This window comes from Rouxiella sp. Mn2063, assembly GCF_049319665.1.
Lineage (GTDB): Bacteria > Pseudomonadota > Gammaproteobacteria > Enterobacterales > Enterobacteriaceae > JBMOUD01.
The window spans coordinates 1-15,739 of the sequence record NZ_JBMOUD010000025.1 but is presented as its reverse complement, the minus strand read 5'-3'; the positions used below and the strand labels follow the sequence as shown (position 1 = coordinate 15,739).

16 protein-coding genes and 1 riboswitch are annotated in these 15,739 nt (G+C 49.7%); of the genes, 7 read left to right on the top strand and 9 right to left on the bottom strand.

Translation table 11 applies throughout. The features are described from left to right. The first annotated feature begins 52 nt into the window (after positions 1 to 52). A complete protein-coding gene (locus tag ACL9RG_RS21575; RefSeq protein ID WP_422794718.1) occupies positions 53 to 1,120 on the top strand; it encodes a DUF1176 domain-containing protein in 1,068 nt (355 codons plus the stop codon). A gap of 69 nt (positions 1,121 to 1,189) precedes the next feature. Here ACL9RG_RS21575 and thiH read toward each other — a convergent pair whose 3' ends face one another. From thiH to rsd, 7 genes are all read right to left on the bottom strand, one after another. Next, a complete protein-coding gene (gene thiH, locus ACL9RG_RS21570; RefSeq protein ID WP_422794717.1) occupies positions 1,190 to 2,371 on the bottom strand; it encodes a 2-iminoacetate synthase ThiH in 1,182 nt (393 codons plus the stop codon). Next, positions 2,368 to 3,153 (bottom strand): thiazole synthase, encoded by a 786-nt coding sequence (locus tag ACL9RG_RS21565; RefSeq protein ID WP_422794716.1) that lies wholly within the window; start codon positions 3,151 to 3,153, stop codon positions 2,368 to 2,370. The genes thiH and ACL9RG_RS21565 overlap by 4 nt, the downstream gene beginning before the upstream one ends. 1 nt (position 3,154) lies before the next feature. Further along, on the bottom strand, positions 3,155 to 3,355 hold the full coding sequence (gene thiS / locus ACL9RG_RS21560; protein WP_422794715.1) for a sulfur carrier protein ThiS: 201 nt from the start codon (positions 3,353 to 3,355) through the stop codon (positions 3,155 to 3,157). Next, positions 3,352 to 4,101, bottom strand: a complete 750-nt coding sequence (locus tag ACL9RG_RS21555) for a HesA/MoeB/ThiF family protein (protein ID WP_422794714.1) — start codon at positions 4,099 to 4,101, stop codon at positions 3,352 to 3,354. The genes thiS and ACL9RG_RS21555 overlap by 4 nt, the downstream gene beginning before the upstream one ends. After that, the gene (gene thiE, locus ACL9RG_RS21550) at positions 4,088 to 4,765 is read right to left on the bottom strand and encodes a thiamine phosphate synthase (RefSeq protein WP_422794713.1); all 678 of its coding nucleotides are present in this window, start codon (positions 4,763 to 4,765) and stop codon (positions 4,088 to 4,090) included. The genes ACL9RG_RS21555 and thiE overlap by 14 nt, the downstream gene beginning before the upstream one ends. Further along, on the bottom strand, positions 4,762 to 6,726 hold the full coding sequence (gene thiC / locus ACL9RG_RS21545; protein ID WP_422794712.1) for a phosphomethylpyrimidine synthase ThiC: 1,965 nt from the start codon (positions 6,724 to 6,726) through the stop codon (positions 4,762 to 4,764). The genes thiE and thiC overlap by 4 nt, the downstream gene beginning before the upstream one ends. A gap of 126 nt (positions 6,727 to 6,852) precedes the next feature. Then, a riboswitch (TPP riboswitch) is annotated at positions 6,853 to 6,976 on the bottom strand. 88 nt (positions 6,977 to 7,064) lie between these two features. Further along, on the bottom strand, positions 7,065 to 7,580 hold the full coding sequence (gene rsd, locus ACL9RG_RS21540; RefSeq protein WP_422794711.1) for a sigma D regulator: 516 nt from the start codon (positions 7,578 to 7,580) through the stop codon (positions 7,065 to 7,067). Positions 7,581 to 7,676: 96 nt separating this feature from the next. On the opposite strand from rsd, the gene nudC reads away from it, so the two are divergent. The 6 genes from nudC to ACL9RG_RS21510 all read left to right on the top strand — a co-directional run bounded on the left by nudC (position 7,677) and on the right by ACL9RG_RS21510 (position 12,114). Next, positions 7,677 to 8,459, top strand: coding sequence for an NAD(+) diphosphatase (gene nudC, locus ACL9RG_RS21535; protein WP_422794710.1), 783 nt, complete (start codon positions 7,677 to 7,679; stop codon positions 8,457 to 8,459). Between the two features lie 69 nt (positions 8,460 to 8,528). After that, entirely contained in the window at positions 8,529 to 9,593 is a 1,065-nt protein-coding gene (gene hemE / locus ACL9RG_RS21530; protein WP_422794709.1) for a uroporphyrinogen decarboxylase, read from the top strand. 20 nt (positions 9,594 to 9,613) lie between these two features. Next, entirely contained in the window at positions 9,614 to 10,282 is a 669-nt protein-coding gene (gene nfi / locus ACL9RG_RS21525; RefSeq protein WP_422794708.1) for a deoxyribonuclease V, read from the top strand. Between the two features lie 70 nt (positions 10,283 to 10,352). After that, positions 10,353 to 10,943, top strand: a complete 591-nt coding sequence (locus ACL9RG_RS21520) for a YjaG family protein (RefSeq protein ID WP_422794707.1) — start codon at positions 10,353 to 10,355, stop codon at positions 10,941 to 10,943. Positions 10,944 to 11,133: 190 nt separating this feature from the next. Next, the gene (gene hupA / locus ACL9RG_RS21515) at positions 11,134 to 11,406 is read left to right on the top strand and encodes a nucleoid-associated protein HU-alpha (RefSeq protein ID WP_422794706.1); all 273 of its coding nucleotides are present in this window, start codon (positions 11,134 to 11,136) and stop codon (positions 11,404 to 11,406) included. Between the two features lie 9 nt (positions 11,407 to 11,415). Then, entirely contained in the window at positions 11,416 to 12,114 is a 699-nt protein-coding gene (locus ACL9RG_RS21510; protein WP_422794705.1) for a DUF1481 domain-containing protein, read from the top strand. A gap of 88 nt (positions 12,115 to 12,202) precedes the next feature. Here the strand turns inward: ACL9RG_RS21510 and purD are convergent, their stop codons facing one another. Together purD and purH are read right to left on the bottom strand one after the other, a co-directional pair. Further along, positions 12,203 to 13,492: a phosphoribosylamine--glycine ligase gene (purD, locus tag ACL9RG_RS21505; protein WP_422794704.1), complete on the bottom strand. Its 1,290-nt coding sequence runs from the start codon at positions 13,490 to 13,492 to the stop codon at positions 12,203 to 12,205. Positions 13,493 to 13,544: 52 nt separating this feature from the next. Then, complete coding sequence (gene purH, locus ACL9RG_RS21500) at positions 13,545 to 15,131, bottom strand: bifunctional phosphoribosylaminoimidazolecarboxamide formyltransferase/IMP cyclohydrolase (protein WP_422794703.1); 1,587 nt, start codon at positions 15,129 to 15,131, stop codon at positions 13,545 to 13,547. Between the last annotated feature and the right edge of the window lie 608 nt (positions 15,132 to 15,739).

Here is a 15,739-nt window from a genome sequence, read left to right as displayed (position 1 = left end):
ATGGGTTAATGGTTATTCTTATAAAAACGCTTAATTCGAAGGAACGATTGAAATGAAGTATTTGCTTTTAGTTGTCGTTTGCTTAACGTTATTTACCAGCGCTCAGTCGGTAGCATCCGACAATATTCCGGTGCAAAAAGTATTTAAAAATTGGCAAGTTACCTGCAACAACCTCAATACATGCGATATTCGTAATATTGATGAAAACCTGAAGGTAATTTTTAAAAGGCAGGCTGGACCCACAGGGAAGTTGGCCCTTAATATTATCGTTCCCGCGACCAAAAAGGTGCCGGTGCTCTGGTTCGATGATAAGCCCTTTGCTCTCAGCGCTAATATATGGCATCCCTCAGATGAAGGTGGCGCGGTATTCTTAGTCGCTGATAATCTCGAGTTAATACAGCGGTGGGTTAAAGCGGCGAAAAATGCCCATATGATTTCCCCTACGCAGGATCTACAAAATGGCAGCTCATTAGCTGGATTGAATGCAGCGTTACTATTTGTAGAAGATCGGCAGGGAAGAATAAATAATCAAAGTGCTTTATTAAAAATGGGGTCAGTTGGTATTGATAAGGTACCTTCGGTTCCTGTTGTTGCAGCGCCTCATCCTGCGGTAACGAATATTTCGCCATTGATTCATAGCGATGCTTTGATTGATGCGGTCATTGCTGCAAATAGCGGTCTTTTGAAACAAGAATATTGCGAAATTAATCCAGAGAATCGTCAGATCAGTAGCGCACAGCCCCTCACGGAAAATACGGCACTGGTTATGGTGAATTGTGGCTTGGGCGCATATCAATCCTCCAGTATTTTGTTTGTCACACCTCGTGATAAGCCTGCACAAGCAAAACGTTTGATTTTGCCATTGCCTGTCGCACCTGATAAGGGAGAAGGCACGGCAATGAGCATTAACTTATTTACTGAAGTAGATTATTCGCCAAAAGAAGGCGTGCTCTTTCAATCCGCCCGCGGTCGCGGCATGGCCGATTGTGGAGATAGTGCCAAATGGATATTTGATGGGAAAGAATTCCAGTTAGTAAGCTATAACAGTCAACCTTCATGTTCCGGCGGTGAGCCAGGAGATTGGCCTTCGATTGTGGCGACACCAGGATATAGCGATTAATAAAACCCAGGTGCGCCCTTAACGAGCGCGTGCCTGGGTTTTTGTTCTGTTATGAATTTTATACTGCTCTCAAATAGGGAGTGCCCGCCCCAAATGCATATCCCAATCTTTCCAAACCGGTTGTAACCCAGCCTGAATCAGCGCGGCAGAAACTTGCGCCGGCGATCGGTTGTCGTGTGGTTCGAACTGTTCCAGCTCAGCTTTCCCTTCTGCGTAGCCGCCAGGCTGGGTTTTTGATCCTGCACTGACAGTAGTGATCGCCAATGGGATAACATGATCGCGAAAATAAGGGGATTCACGCGTAGAAAGTGATAGTTCCACATCCGGTGCAAACAAGCGAAAAGCACAGATCAGCTGCACTAACTGATTTTCTTCGAGGATCGAGGCAGGCTCAATGCCACCTGCGCAGGGGCGCAGGCGAGGGAAGGCCACTGAATAGCGACTTTGCCAATAGGTCTGCTGCAAATAGAACAGATGCTCTGCCACCATATAACTGTCGGTACGCCAGCTATTTGATAAACCGAACAACGCGCCTAGCCCGATCTTATCGATCCCGGCGCGTCCTAATCTGTCGGGTGTATTTAAGCGCCAGAAGAAATCCTGTTTATTGCCGCGCAGATGGTGTAACGCGTAGGTCGGGGCATGATAGGTTTCCTGATAAACCAGCACGCCATCCAACCCTAAGGTTTTTAACTCATGGTATTCATCTTGGGCCAGCGGCTGGACTTCGATCATCAATGAGCTAAAACGTTGGCGAATTGCGGGTAAATGGCGGCGAAAATAGTCCATCCCGACTTTGGTTTTGTGTTCGCCGGTCACCAACAGCAGATGTTTGAAGCCTAATGCATTTAATGCGTCGCACTCTCGCGCTATTTCATCTTCATCTAAGGTCTTGCGTTTGATCTTATTGCTCATTGAAAAACCGCAATAGGTACATTCGTTGGCGCAAAGATTGGATAGATATAAGGGTGCAAAGAAGCTCACGGTGTGACCAAAGCGTTGTCGGGTGAGCTGCTGCGCGCGCTGAGCCATGATTTCCAGATAAGGCAATGCAGCTGGAGAGATCAACGCCATAAAATCATCGCGGCTGAGCTTTGTGCTACTAAGCGCCCGTTCGACATCCGCTGGCGTCTTCGCGTTGATACGCAGCGAGACGTCATCCCAGTCCAGTTTTGCCCATTCTTTAGCAAAGCCATCGTTGGCCGTTAAACTGCTATCAACGATGCAATCACCAGCTATGATATGACTCATTGGATTGTCCCAGCCGGCTGGTGGTTAAGGAAACCGGTGAGTGGACTGGAAGCCGAAGCCTGACGAGAGCGTCCGCCCAAACCGCTCTCTCTTGCGATAGCGCCTGCTTCAACGGCCAGACGGAATGCGTTGGCCATTGCTATTGGATCTCTGGCTACGGCAATCGCGGTATTAACCAATACCGCATCTGCGCCCATTTCTAAGGCTTCGGCCGCCTGACTCGGCGCCCCTATCCCGGCATCAACGACCACTGGCACGCGTGCCTGCTCGATAATAATTTGTAGAAACTCGCGAGTTTGCAGGCCTTGATTCGAACCGATCGGTGAGCCAAGTGGCATCACCGCCGCGCAACCGACCTCTTCCAAACGTTTGCATAATACCGGGTCAGCACCGCAATAAGGCAACACTACAAACCCTTGCTTAACCAAGGTTTCTGCGGCTTTCAACGTTTCGAATCCATCAGGCAGCAGGTATTTTACGTCGGGGTGGATTTCCAGCTTAACCCAATGCGTTCCCAAGGCTTCGCGTGCTAAATGAGCGGCAAATACCGCCTCTTCAGCGGTTTTCGCACCGGAGGTGTTGGGCAACAGCTTCACGCCAAGTTGCTGTAGTGGCGACAAAATATCGTCACCACCTCGCTGTAAATCAACGCGTTTCATTGCCATTGTCACCAACTGTGATCCAGAGGCGGCCAGCGCCTGTTGCATCAAGGCGGCGCTGGCAAATTTGCCGGTGCCGGTAAACAGTCGGGAAGTAAAGTTCGTGTCTGCGATAGTTAACATCTCATCCTCCAGCGATGGCTTGGAACAGCAATATTTGATCGCCATCTTGCAATAAATAGTTTGCCCAGTTGGGACGCGGAACAATGGCTTGGTTGACCGCTAATGCGCTGCCAGCCTGCGCGTGGTTAAGGTGTTCCAACAGGTTTTCGAGCGTCAGCGGCCCGGGAAAGTCATGGTCGATATCATTGACCCTAATCTTCATTGTGCGTCTCCACAGATGGCGCAAACTGGAGAGCGGGTGAGCTGTAGCGTGCTCCAGCTTTGTTGTTTGCCGTCGAACAATCGCAGCTTGCCGCTAAGTGAGCTGGGCAAACCGGCGAGCATTTTAATTGCCTCTAACGCCTGCAAAGTCCCTATAACGCCAACGACTGGGCCGAGTACGCCAGCGGTGCGACAATTGCCTTCTGCAGTGTGGAGGTCAGGATATAAGCAGGCGTAACAGCCTTGAGAATAGGGCGGCTCAAGCACCAATAATTGACCGCTGAATCCGACCGCACTACCGCTAATCAGAGGGATTTTCGCGTTAATACAGGCGTGATTAACGGCATGACGTGTTTCCATGTTATCGCTGCAATCTAATACCAGGCTAACGCTGGCGACGAGATTTTGCAGTCGTTCCCCGCTCAGTCGCTCTTCGATAGCAATCGCCTCACATAGCGGATTGAGCGCTAGCACCGCTTGTTTTGCCAACTCGGCTTTTGGGCGTTCGACATCCGCAGTGCGATAAAGGAGCTGCCGCTGTAAGTTAGAAATATGTAGCTTGTCGTCATCGGCAAGTAATAGCGTGCCGACGCCAGCGGCGGCGAGATAAAGGGCGGCAGGGGAGCCCAAACCGCCTAAACCAACGATCAGCACCTTGGCCGCTTGGATCTTTTGTTGCCCTTCAAGCGCAATCTCTTCCAATAACAGCTGGCGGCTATAGCGCATAAACTCGTTATCGCTGAGCATGGCTCTCGTCCCCGTCACCACTCTCATCCCCATTACCACAAAGGCTAAGCAGTTCTGCGGTTGCAGCGCGCCAGTCATCAGCTTGGGTAATAGCACTGACCACCGCTACGCTGCCGACGCCACAGGCCAGTACCGAAGGCACGCGATCGATACTGATGCCGCCAATAGCAACGGTGGGGAAACTGCCGGCTAACTGTGAAATATGACGGGACAGCTCCTGCAATCCTTGCGGAGCGGAAGGCATATCTTTGGTTTGTGTCGGGAAGATATGTCCCAGTGCAATATAAGAGGGCTGAGCTGATATTGCGCGCGCCAGCTCCGCATCGTCATGCGTAGACAGACCTAGCCGCAAACCGGCGTCATGAATAGCGATTAAATCTGCACTATCCAAGTCTTCCTGCCCAAGATGTACGCCGTAAGCCTGATGTTTTACGGCCAGTTGCCAATAGTCGTTGATGAATAACCGTGCCTGATAACGTCGCCCGAGTGTAATGGCGGCAGCAATGGTCTCTTCAACCTGAGAGTCTGCTAAATCTTTGATGCGCAATTGCAGTGTTTTGACGCCAGCTTGCAACAGACGATCAATCCATTCCAGACTATCAACGACGGGATAGAGACCAAGCCTGAAAGAGGTCGCTGGGAAGGGGCGCGCAGGGAGAATCATGGGGTGACCTTATGAGTTGCTGGGTGATAAAGCTCGCTACCGCGAGAACGAAATTCGGCGGACATCTGCTCCATGCCCGATTGTGCGACGGTAATAGGTTGTCCTTTGGCTTCTAACGCTGCGGCATAATCACGAACATCTTGGGTAATTTTCATTGAGCAGAATTTAGGGCCGCACATGGAGCAGAAATGGGCGACTTTGCCCGATTCTTGCGGCAGGGTCTCATCGTGATAGGCGCGTGCCGTGGCGGGATCGAGTGCCAGATTAAATTGATCTTCCCAGCGGAATTCAAAACGGGCTTTTGACATGGCGTTATCACGAATTTGTGCGCCGGGATGGCCTTTTGCCAGATCGGCGGCATGAGCGGCAATTTTGTAAGTGATAAGCCCCTGTTTGACATCCTCTTTATTTGGCAGACCAAGGTGCTCTTTCGGGGTGACGTAACACAGCATGGCGCAACCAAACCAGCCGATCATGGCTGCGCCAATCCCTGAGGTGAAGTGATCATAACCGGGGGCAATATCTGTCGTCAGTGGGCCAAGCGTATAGAAAGGTGCTTCATGACAATGTTCTAACTGTTCCGTCATATTGCGGCGGATCATCTGCATAGGAATGTGGCCAGGGCCTTCAATCATGACTTGAACATCGTATTCCCAAGCGATTTTTGTTAGTTCCCCTAAGGTGTGCAATTCGGCAAACTGGGCTTCATCGTTGGCATCCTGGATGGAGCCTGGGCGCAGACCATCGCCTAAGGAAAGAGAAACATCATATGCTGCGCAGATTTCACAAATTTCCCGGAAGTGCAGGTAGAGGAAGCTTTCCTGATGATGGGATAGACACCACTTAGCCATAATTGAGCCGCCGCGCGACACAATGCCTGTAAGACGCTTGGCTGTCATCGGCACATAGCGCAATAACACACCTGCATGGATAGTAAAGTAGTCAACGCCTTGTTCTGCTTGTTCTAGCAAGGTATCGCGGAAGACTTCCCAGTTCAGATCTTCGGCAATTCCGTTAACTTTCTCTAGCGCCTGATAAATTGGCACCGTTCCTATTGGCACCGGGCTATTGCGCAATATCCATTCTCTGGTCTCATGAATATAGCGGCCGGTCGATAAATCCATCACAGTGTCTGCGCCCCAGCGTGTTGACCACACCAGTTTCTCCACCTCTTCCTCAATTGAAGAGGTCACGGCTGAGTTGCCGATATTGGCATTCACTTTGACCAGAAAATTACGGCCAATGATCATCGGCTCAGATTCTGGATGGTTGATATTTGCTGGAATGATTGCCCGTCCAGCCGCGACCTCCTGGCGGACAAATTCGGCGGTAATGTTGGCAGGTAAATGGGCGCCAAAACTTTCGCCGGGATGCTGCTGGCGTAATACATCGCTACGGATGCGTTCCCTGCCCATATTTTCCCGAATAGCGATAAATTCCATTTCTGGCGTAATAACGCCACGGCGTGCGTAATGTAATTGAGTGACGTTTTTGCCGGCTAATGCCTTTCGCGGGCGAGGCAGACAGTCAAAACGTAAATGATCCAGACCTTCGTCAGATAAACGTTGCTGGGTAAAATCTGAACTGACATAGGACAACTGTTCAGTGTCTTGACGAGCCTCAATCCAGGGAGCGCGAAGCTTCTCTAAGCCGCGATGCACATCAATATCAGCGTTAGGATCGCCATATGGGCCAGATGTGTCATAAACCGGGATGGCTTCGTTATCTTCAAAGATAGGATCGTCTTTACTACCGCCGACCAAGGTTGGCGCGAGTTGAATTTCGCGGATCGGTACCTGCACGCTAGGGTGTTCACCTTGTAAGTAGCGACGTACAGAGTTGGGGAAGGTGACACCTTGCAGGCTGTCGATAAACTCTTGCGCTTGAGCGCGTTGTTCTCGACGATTACTGGTTTTTTTTACTGCTGGCGATATTTTTGACGATGATGATGAACTGGACATAGCAACTTCCTCTTAAGTAACCGAATCTAGGATTCGATGGAGAATTGCTTGTCTGGAGGTGTACTGCGGGAGTAAAAGCGATGAGCCAGGCGGTTTACTCATTGAATGAGTCAACGGACTGAAACGCAGTTGATTACTCTTGTTCCCTTCGCGGGTACTAACCCGATCAGGTTCCGCGGATCCCGAATTAACGGTCTCAGCCTGGCTTGACTCATAACGAGCTAAGCGCTAGGCACTCCGACAAGAAAAAGCCTCAAAACTTGAGGCCGATTTATCTAATCCAATATACGAGGACGAATGTAAAACACAACCCCGAACTGGGGATTTCCTCTAAAGTATTATGCTGGTCGCTCCATCATTGCCTCGCTATTCGCGATAGGCAGCGAAGGGTGGGCTGAATCAAGTGCCAGAATAATAAGCTGATCTTCAAGTACAAAACGCGCATCCAATGCTTCGCCGATATCGGATAATGCATAGTGAAAGGCAAAAGCATTATCGTCATCAATGTCCGTATCGGTGTAACTGTCATGGAAAGCCATCACCATTTCAGTATTACGTTCCAGAGCGGGATAGATTTTTGCTGCGGCGAGTTTTTGTGCTTTATTAGCATCACCAACCTCTTCAACCAGGCGTTGATAGCGGTGGAAGTGTCCGGCTGATAGGTAATCCACAAGATTATGGCAAAAGTTGTCCAATGCCTTTTCGTTGAGTGGAGTATGCTTTTCTTTTTTGGGTTTCAGGCCGACCAGTGTGCAGTAGGCGACCAGTAATTCTTTGCGTGCTTGTAGCCATTGATCAATAAACTCATTACTGCCACCAACGCGTTGGGTCAGTCTTTCCAGACGTATTAGCATAGGTTGACTCCGTGAGTAATAGTAGGTAACAAAAAGTTACTAAAGTAAATCCTACTTACCAGATTGTCAGTGTAGCCGAGGTAACGCAATAGCATTATGGAATTAAAAATAACTGATCAACATAATGGCTGGTGGGTTGTCAGCCATGAAGGCAAGTTGTGGTTGCCTCAAGGAGAGCTGCCTTTTGGTAATGCGCAGACCTTCTCTTTGGTTAATTGTACCGGGCGACAAATTGGTGAATGGCAGGGCTCACCTGTCTGGATGGTTCGCCAGCCAATGAATAACCACATGACTTCTGCCAGGCAGCTACTGGGAATAGATCGCGGGTTGTTCCAATTGATCGGCCGTGGCGTGCAACTGGCAGAGTTTTATCGCTCGCATCAATTTTGCGGCTACTGCGGACATGAGATGCATGTTAGCAAAACGGAATGGGCGGCGCTTTGTGGCCATTGTCACGAGCGTTATTACCCGCAGATAGCGCCTTGTATTATTGTGGCGATCCGTAAAGGTAATGAGATTCTTCTTGCACAACACGTGCGCCATCGTGGCGGTGTGCATACCGTATTGGCCGGTTTCGCCGAAGTGGGTGAAACGCTTGAAGAGACCGTGGCGCGCGAGGTCATGGAAGAGAGCAATATTCGGGTCAAAAATGTGCGTTATGTAAGCTCGCAGCCTTGGCCATTCCCTAACTCGTTGATGATGGCCTTTATGGCTGACTACGACAGCGGAGAGATTGTCCATGATCCGAAAGAGCTATTAAACGCCGGTTGGTATCGTTATGACGCGTTACCTTTATTGCCGGCCGTTGGTACTATCGCTCGCCGCCTGATTGAAGATACCGTGGTTCTGTGCCGCGCCGAAGAAGACATCGAGAGTTAGCGTGCTACAATCGCCAGATATTATTTGCTGAGCCTAAATCGACAGTCGTTATAAAGGACCCTGCCAAGAATGAATGAGTTAAAGAACGATCGCTATCTGCGTGCGCTGTTACGTCAGCCGGTAGATGTCACCCCAGTTTGGATGATGCGTCAGGCTGGCCGCTATTTGCCAGAGTACAAGGCGACTCGCGCTCAGGCCGGTGACTTTATGTCGCTGTGCAAAAATGCTGAATTGGCTTGCGAAGTGACTTTGCAACCTTTGCGTCGTTACCCGCTAGATGCGGCAATCTTATTCTCAGATATTCTGACAATTCCTGATGCGATGGGACTAGGTCTCTATTTTGAAGCCGGTGAAGGCCCGCGTTTCTCATCACCCCTGACCAGCTATGCCGATGTGGCTAAGCTGCCAATTCCTGATCCAGAAGTCGAATTGGGCTATGTGATGAATGCGGTGCGTACTATACGCCGTGAGCTGAAAGGTGAGGTACCGTTGATTGGTTTCTCCGGCAGCCCGTGGACGCTGGCGACGTATATGGTAGAAGGTGGTAGCAGTAAAGCATTTACCAAAATTAAAAAAATGATGTATGCCGAACCTGCCACATTGCATCTGTTGCTGGATAAGCTGGCCGATAGCGTCATTCTCTATCTTAATGCTCAAATTAAAGCAGGCGCTCAGTCGCTGATGATCTTCGATTCATGGGGCGGTGTATTAACGGGCCGCGATTACATCGAATTCTCGCTCAATTACATGCACAAAATTGTCGATGGGCTGATTCGTGAATACGATGGCCGTCGTGTACCAGTCACGTTATTCACTAAAGGCGGTGGTCAATGGCTTGAAGCTATTGCTGCGACCGGCTGTGATGCGCTGGGCCTGGATTGGACCACCGATATCGGCGATGCTCGCCGCCGTGTAGGCGACAACGTTGCCTTGCAAGGGAATATGGACCCGTCAATGCTATATGCCGCGCCTGAACGCATTGAGGAAGAAGTGGCAAATATTTTGGCGAGTTACGGCCAGGGCAATGGACATGTATTCAATCTGGGGCACGGTATCCACCAGGATGTCCCGCCAGAGCACGCCGGTGCTTTCGTCGAAGCGGTTCACCGTTTATCTAAACCTTATCACCTCTAAGGCAGAGTGAAGACCAGCGGATGATTGATACCCGGGCATTACGTGAAGAACAGCGACTTCTGGCAGACAGCATTGTGTTGCAAGAGCCGAAAAACTTCTCCTGCCCGGCGTACATAGCTGGCGCTGATGTTGGGTTCGAACAAGGTGGAGAGGTAACGCGAGCGGCAATTGCTATACTACGTTTCCCTTCCCTTGAGCTGATTGAATATCAAATTGCTCGCCTGCCAACCACATTTCCTTATATCCCTGGTTTTCTCTCTTTTCGTGAACTTCCTGCGCTGATGCAGGCTTGGAAACAAGTACAGAAACGTCCCGATCTGGTGCTAGTGGACGGACAGGGTATTGCTCATCCAAGACGCTTAGGTGTTGCCAGCCATTTTGGGCTGCAAATTGATGTGCCCACCATTGGCGTGGCTAAAAACCGACTGTGTGGCCACTCTCTCCCGCTGGGCGAGGCGTTGAACGATCGCCAGGCGTTATACGAAGGTGATGAACAAATTGGCTGGCTTCTCAGGAGTAAGCTACGCTGTAACCCATTGTTTATTTCTCCAGGACACCGAATGGGTATGGACTCGTCGTTGTTTTGGGTAGGACAATGCATGCGCAGTTATCGTTTACCTGAACCAACCCGCTGGGCTGACGCCGTTGCTTCTAATCGAATGGCATTTCAGCGCTGGCAAAGGCTTTAGGAATCCAGGAATAGGGATCTGCAAAAAATTCAGGTAAACTCCGGCGCAGAAAAGTTAATGAGAACAAAGCATGTTACGTAATCCAATTCATTTACGTCTCGAAAAGCTGGAAAGCTGGCAACACTTGACGTTTATGGCGAGCCTTTGTGAACGCATGTATCCCAACTATCAGATGTTCTGTATGCAATCTGGATTTGGCGAACCGCAGATTTACCGCCGCATTCTGGATCTGGTGTGGGAAACATTGGTGGTCAAAGACGCCAAGGTCAATTTTGACAGCCAGCTAGAGAAAATGGAGGAAGCGATTCCTTCAGCAGAAGATTACGATATTTACGGCGTTTACCCGGCGATTGATGCCTGTATCGCATTAGGTGAACTTATTCACTCGCGACTCAGCGGAGAGACGCTCTCGCACGCTATCGCGATTAGTGAAACCTCAATTCGTACCGTCGCCATGTTAGAAATGACTCATGCTGGTCGAGAAATGACCGATGAAGAGCTCAAAGTCATTCCGGCAGTTGAGGAAGAATGGGACATCCAATGGGAGATTTTCCGCCTGTTGGCTGACTGTGAAGAGCGTGATCTTGATTTAATAAAAGGGTTACGTTCTGACCTACGTGAAGCCGCTGTTAGTAACATTGGGATAAATTTAACGCAATAAGGCAAGAAAACGTGATTTAATGCCTGATTTGTCGTGCCCTAAGGCTTCACATCCGCACCCTGTCTGGTCTACATTTGGGGGGCGTAACAAAAGTGGCTATCGGTGCGTGTATGCAGGAGGGTGCTGTCAATCGGCATATCCGTCGCACTCGATGCTTTGCAAACGATAAACACACTGTAAAGGATAACTTATGAACAAGACTCAACTGATTGATGTAATTGCGGACAAAGCTGATCTTTCTAAAGCACAAGCCAAAGTTGCTCTTGAATCTACTCTGTCTGCTATTACCGAGTCTCTGAAAGAAGGTGATGCTGTACAATTAGTTGGTTTCGGGACTTTCAAGGTAAATCATCGTAACGAGCGTACCGGCCGTAACCCGCAGACTGGCAAAGAAATCAAAATTGCTGCTGCTAAAGTGCCTGCGTTTGTTTCTGGTAAAGCTTTGAAAGACGCTGTTAAGTAATTGCTTGCAGTGAAAAGAATAAGCGAGGGGGCATTTTCGCCCCTTCTGTTTATCTCCACCAGACTGGTTGCCAGCTTGCTGGCTTTTGGGCTGGTGGGTTGCAGTTTTCATAAAGATCCTCCGCTTTTTACCGCGAGTGGTTACGTCTCTGACGAAGGTATTAACCGCTTGTGGCGTCTCGATGATGCTGAACATCATCCAATGACCTTAATTAATGTCTATAGCCCCTATTTTGGCGGCGACACGCTGATTACCCGCTACGAATATCAAGATGGTCAGTTGCATCTGGTGAAGCAAACTCATGGCGAGGATACAACCCGTGGAGTGACGCTGCGTTTTGATAACGAAGGGCAGGTTAGCTTTATGCAGCGTCAACTGGCCGATGCACGTGTAAAACTGTCTGCTGATGATATTGAGCGTTACAAATACCAAGCCGATAAAGTGCTTAATCTGAGTCGTGCGCTGCGCGCCGGTAATGTTCAGCTCGTGCAGGGACGTTGGAATCACGGAGTGATTACTACTTGTGATGGCGTGTCCGCCTCGCCAAATCTCAATATCCGTACCCAAGTCTGGCTAGCCAAGCGAGCCGCACGTGCCAATGACAAGCTAAGTCTCGCCTGGCTTAGTGCGCCGGAGGGTGATGAAATTTTATTGGCTGCCGATCAGGACTTCTGTCGCTGGGAACCAAAAGAGAGCGACTTGAAGTAGTATTGCAATAAAAGCCGCGCGCTTTAAAAGCAAAAGGCACGTTAATCAACGTGCCTTGCAGAATGAAACTTAGCTTACGCCAACGTGATTAATCTTGCTGTTCGCGGGCAATCGCACGATAGCCGATATCTTTGCGGCAGAAACTTCCTTCCCACTTAATATCTTGTGCTAAATCGTATGCACGTTGTTGTGCTGCCGCTACGGTTTTACCTAATGCAGTCACACACAGAACACGTCCGCCGTTGGTCACAACGCGCTCGTTGTGCAACGTGGTTCCTGCGTGGAAGACTTTGCCATCTGGCGCTTCTTCCAATGGTAAGCCATAAATCACTTCACCATTATTGTAATTACCAGGGTAACCGCCTGCTGCCAGTACAACGCCTAATGATGGGCGCGGATCCCATTCAGAGGTTTTTTCATCCAGATTGCCTTCAGTACCAGCCAGGCAAAGCTCAACCAAATCAGAACGCAGACGCAGCATGATCGGCTGGGTTTCCGGGTCGCCAAAGCGGCAGTTGAATTCAATGACTTTTGGCTGACCATCCGCAGAAATCATCAGCCCAGCATATAAGAAGCCAGTGTAAACATTGCCTTCTGCCGCCATGCCACGCACCGTTGGCCAGATAACCTGGTCCATCACGCGCTGGTGAATTTCATCGGTGACCACCGGCGCCGGTGAGTAAGCTCCCATCCCACCGGTATTTGGGCCGGTATCCGCATCGCCAACGCGTTTATGGTCTTGGCTGGTTGCCATCGGCAATACATTCTCACCGTCAACCATCACGATAAAGCTGGCTTCTTCGCCATCTAAGAACTCTTCGATCACAATACGATGACCTGCATCACCAAATGCGTTACCAGCCAGCATATCGTTAACCGCATCTTCGGCTTCTTGCAGCGTCATGGCGACGATCACGCCTTTGCCGGCGGCCAGACCATCGGCTTTAATGACGATGGGTGCACCTTTACTACGCAGGTAGGCCAAAGCCGGTTCTACTTCGGTAAAGTTTTGATAGTCGGCGCTTGGGATCGCATGGCGGGCCAGGAAATCTTTAGTGAATGCTTTAGATCCTTCTAATTGCGCGGCGGCTTTGGTTGGACCAAAGATCTTCAAACCAGCAGCGCGGAAAGCATCAACTACGCCAATAACTAATGGGGCTTCTGGGCCAACAATCGTCAGGCCAATATCGTTACCTTGGGCAAAAGCCAGTAAACCGGCAATATCGGTTGCTGCGATATCGACATTTTCCAACAAAGGTTCTAACGCGGTACCTGCGTTACCTGGGGCAACATATACTTTATCCGCCAGCGGTGATTGAGCTGCTTTCCATGCCAGGGCGTGCTCACGACCGCCATTACCGATAATTAAAATATTCATTTAAGGCTCCGGGTAAGCGGGTATTCACTACCCGCTAAACATATATCAGGGATTAATGGCGGAAATGGCGCATATCGGTAAACAGCATCGCGATGCCGTGTTCGTTTGCGGCAGCAATAACTTCATCATCACGAATTGAACCACCCGGTTGGATCACACAAGTAATGCCAACGGCAGCAGCGGCATCAATACCGTCGCGGAACGGGAAGAAGGCATCAGAGGCCATCACGGAACCTGCGACTTCTAAACCTTCGTCAGCGGCTTTGATACCCGCAATTTTTGCGGAATAGACGCGGCTCATTTGCCCTGCGCCGATACCGATGGTCATTTTGTCTCGTGCATAGACAATGGCGTTGGACTTAACAAATTTAGCCACTTTCCAGCAGAACAACGCGTCAGAAAGTTCTTTCTCACTTGGTTGGCGAGTGGTCACGACACGCAGATCAGATTTGCTCACCATGCCCAAGTCACGGTCTTGTACTAACAGGCCACCGTTAACACGCTTGAAGTCCAGACCGTTTTGACGCGCCTGCCATTGTCCGCAGGTCAACACGCGAACATTCTGCTTAGTTGAGGTAAGAGCCAACGCTTCTTCACTAATAGAAGGTGCAATGATCACTTCAACAAACTGGCGAGAGATAATTGCTTTAGCCGTCGCTGCATCTAATTCGCGGTTGAAAGCAATGATGCCGCCAAATGCAGAGGTTGGGTCAGTTTGGTAAGCACGCTCGTAAGCGGCCAGAATGCTGTTATCAACGGCAACGCCACAAGGGTTGGCGTGTTTGACGATCACACAAGCCGGTTCTGCGAACTCTTTCACACACTCAAGTGCTGCATCGGTATCTGCGATGTTGTTATAAGAGAGCGCTTTGCCTTGTAACTGCGTCGAGGTTGCGACTGACGCTTCAGTCACATTCTCTTCTATATAGAAGGCCGCTTGCTGGTGGCTGTTCTCACCGTAACGCATATCCTGCTTTTTGATGTAGTTCAGATTCAGTGTACGTGGAAAGTGGCCAGATGCCGCTTCAGTATCGCCATGATAAGCCGGAACCATGGTGCCGAAGTAGTTGGCAATCATGCCGTCGTAGGCTGCGGTGTGTTCAAAGGCTTTAATCGCCAAATTGAAACGGGTTGCCAAGGTTAATGAACCCTGGTTGGCATCCAGCTCTTCAATCAGCGCGGCAAAGTCACCGTTCTTAACTACGATAGCCACATCTTTATGGTTTTTGGCCGCTGAGCGCACCATGGTTGGGCCACCGATATCGATGTTCTCGACCGCATCTTCTAAAGAGCAGTCTGGACGCGCGACGGTATGTGCGAATGGGTAAAGGTTTACAACCACCATATCGATAGGGGCGATAGCGTGCTGCGCCATGATTTCATCATCTTTACCACGACGACCCAAAATCCCACCGTGCACTTTTGGGTGCAACGTTTTCACACGTCCATCCATCATTTCCGGGAAACCGGTGTAGTCAGAGACTTCGGTTACTGGCAAACCTGCATCAGCCAGCAGACGGGCAGTACCGCCGGTAGAGAGAAGTTCTACTCCACGTTGGGAGAGAGCGGCAGCGAATTCTACGATACCGGTTTTGTCAGACACGCTAAGCAGCGCGCGGCGGATAGGACGTTGTTGCATGGTGATTGTATCCCTTGGCTTTGGAGTCGCAATAAAGATCGTTATCTCAATTCAATGGTTGTTTGCTTCTTTCTATATAGAAGAACGGCTCTATAGAAGAAAAGAAGCACAGAAAAACGCCAATTGAACTCAGATAACGTCCCATAAAGCAGTTATCTCAATTATTACTGCCACGATGAAGATAAAAGGGCGGTAAATTCTGACGGCGAAATTGTAGCGAAAACGATTGCGCGATGCTCGTCAAATTTCAGATCCTCTTATCATTGTGGATAAGTTTGTGCACAACAGGGTATAAGCACGGGTTTTGCTGTGTAATGCAGCAAACGATCTTTTTTCTGCAAATAAGCCCTTGCGGCCTGCTGAGAACTCCCTATAATGCGCCTCCATCGACAGGGAACAACGTGAACAACTTCACGAAGTAACCGGGTCGGAAAGATTGAAAACAGCGGCAACCGAATGAAATAAAAGGTTGACACTGAATGAGGAAAGCGTATTATACGCCACCTCGAGATAGCGCAACGGCGACTACCTCACTGCTCTTTAACAATTTATCAGACAATCTGTGTGGGCACTCACAGGACGATATCAAGCTACTTCGGTAGCGAAAA

What these genes read in the sequence shown, in the direction of transcription:
- ACL9RG_RS21575 (WP_422794718.1), top strand. Translation starts at nt 53, where the DNA reads ATGAAGTATTTGCTTTTAGTTGTCGTTTGCTTAACGTTATTTACCAGC.
- thiH (WP_422794717.1), bottom strand. Translation starts at nt 2,371, where the DNA reads ATGAGTCATATCATAGCTGGTGATTGCATCGTTGATAGCAGTTTAACG.
- ACL9RG_RS21565 (WP_422794716.1), bottom strand. Translation starts at nt 3,153, where the DNA reads ATGTTAACTATCGCAGACACGAACTTTACTTCCCGACTGTTTACCGGC.
- thiS (WP_422794715.1), bottom strand. Translation starts at nt 3,355, where the DNA reads ATGAAGATTAGGGTCAATGATATCGACCATGACTTTCCCGGGCCGCTG.
- ACL9RG_RS21555 (WP_422794714.1), bottom strand. Translation starts at nt 4,101, where the DNA reads ATGCTCAGCGATAACGAGTTTATGCGCTATAGCCGCCAGCTGTTATTG.
- thiE (WP_422794713.1), bottom strand. Translation starts at nt 4,765, where the DNA reads ATGATTCTCCCTGCGCGCCCCTTCCCAGCGACCTCTTTCAGGCTTGGT.
- thiC (WP_422794712.1), bottom strand. Translation starts at nt 6,726, where the DNA reads ATGTCCAGTTCATCATCATCGTCAAAAATATCGCCAGCAGTAAAAAAA.
- rsd (WP_422794711.1), bottom strand. Translation starts at nt 7,580, where the DNA reads ATGCTAATACGTCTGGAAAGACTGACCCAACGCGTTGGTGGCAGTAAT.
- nudC (WP_422794710.1), top strand. Translation starts at nt 7,677, where the DNA reads ATGGAATTAAAAATAACTGATCAACATAATGGCTGGTGGGTTGTCAGC.
- hemE (WP_422794709.1), top strand. Translation starts at nt 8,529, where the DNA reads ATGAATGAGTTAAAGAACGATCGCTATCTGCGTGCGCTGTTACGTCAG.
- nfi (WP_422794708.1), top strand. Translation starts at nt 9,614, where the DNA reads ATGATTGATACCCGGGCATTACGTGAAGAACAGCGACTTCTGGCAGAC.
- ACL9RG_RS21520 (WP_422794707.1), top strand. Translation starts at nt 10,353, where the DNA reads ATGTTACGTAATCCAATTCATTTACGTCTCGAAAAGCTGGAAAGCTGG.
- hupA (WP_422794706.1), top strand. Translation starts at nt 11,134, where the DNA reads ATGAACAAGACTCAACTGATTGATGTAATTGCGGACAAAGCTGATCTT.
- purD (WP_422794704.1), bottom strand. Translation starts at nt 13,492, where the DNA reads ATGAATATTTTAATTATCGGTAATGGCGGTCGTGAGCACGCCCTGGCA.
- purH (WP_422794703.1), bottom strand. Translation starts at nt 15,131, where the DNA reads ATGCAACAACGTCCTATCCGCCGCGCGCTGCTTAGCGTGTCTGACAAA.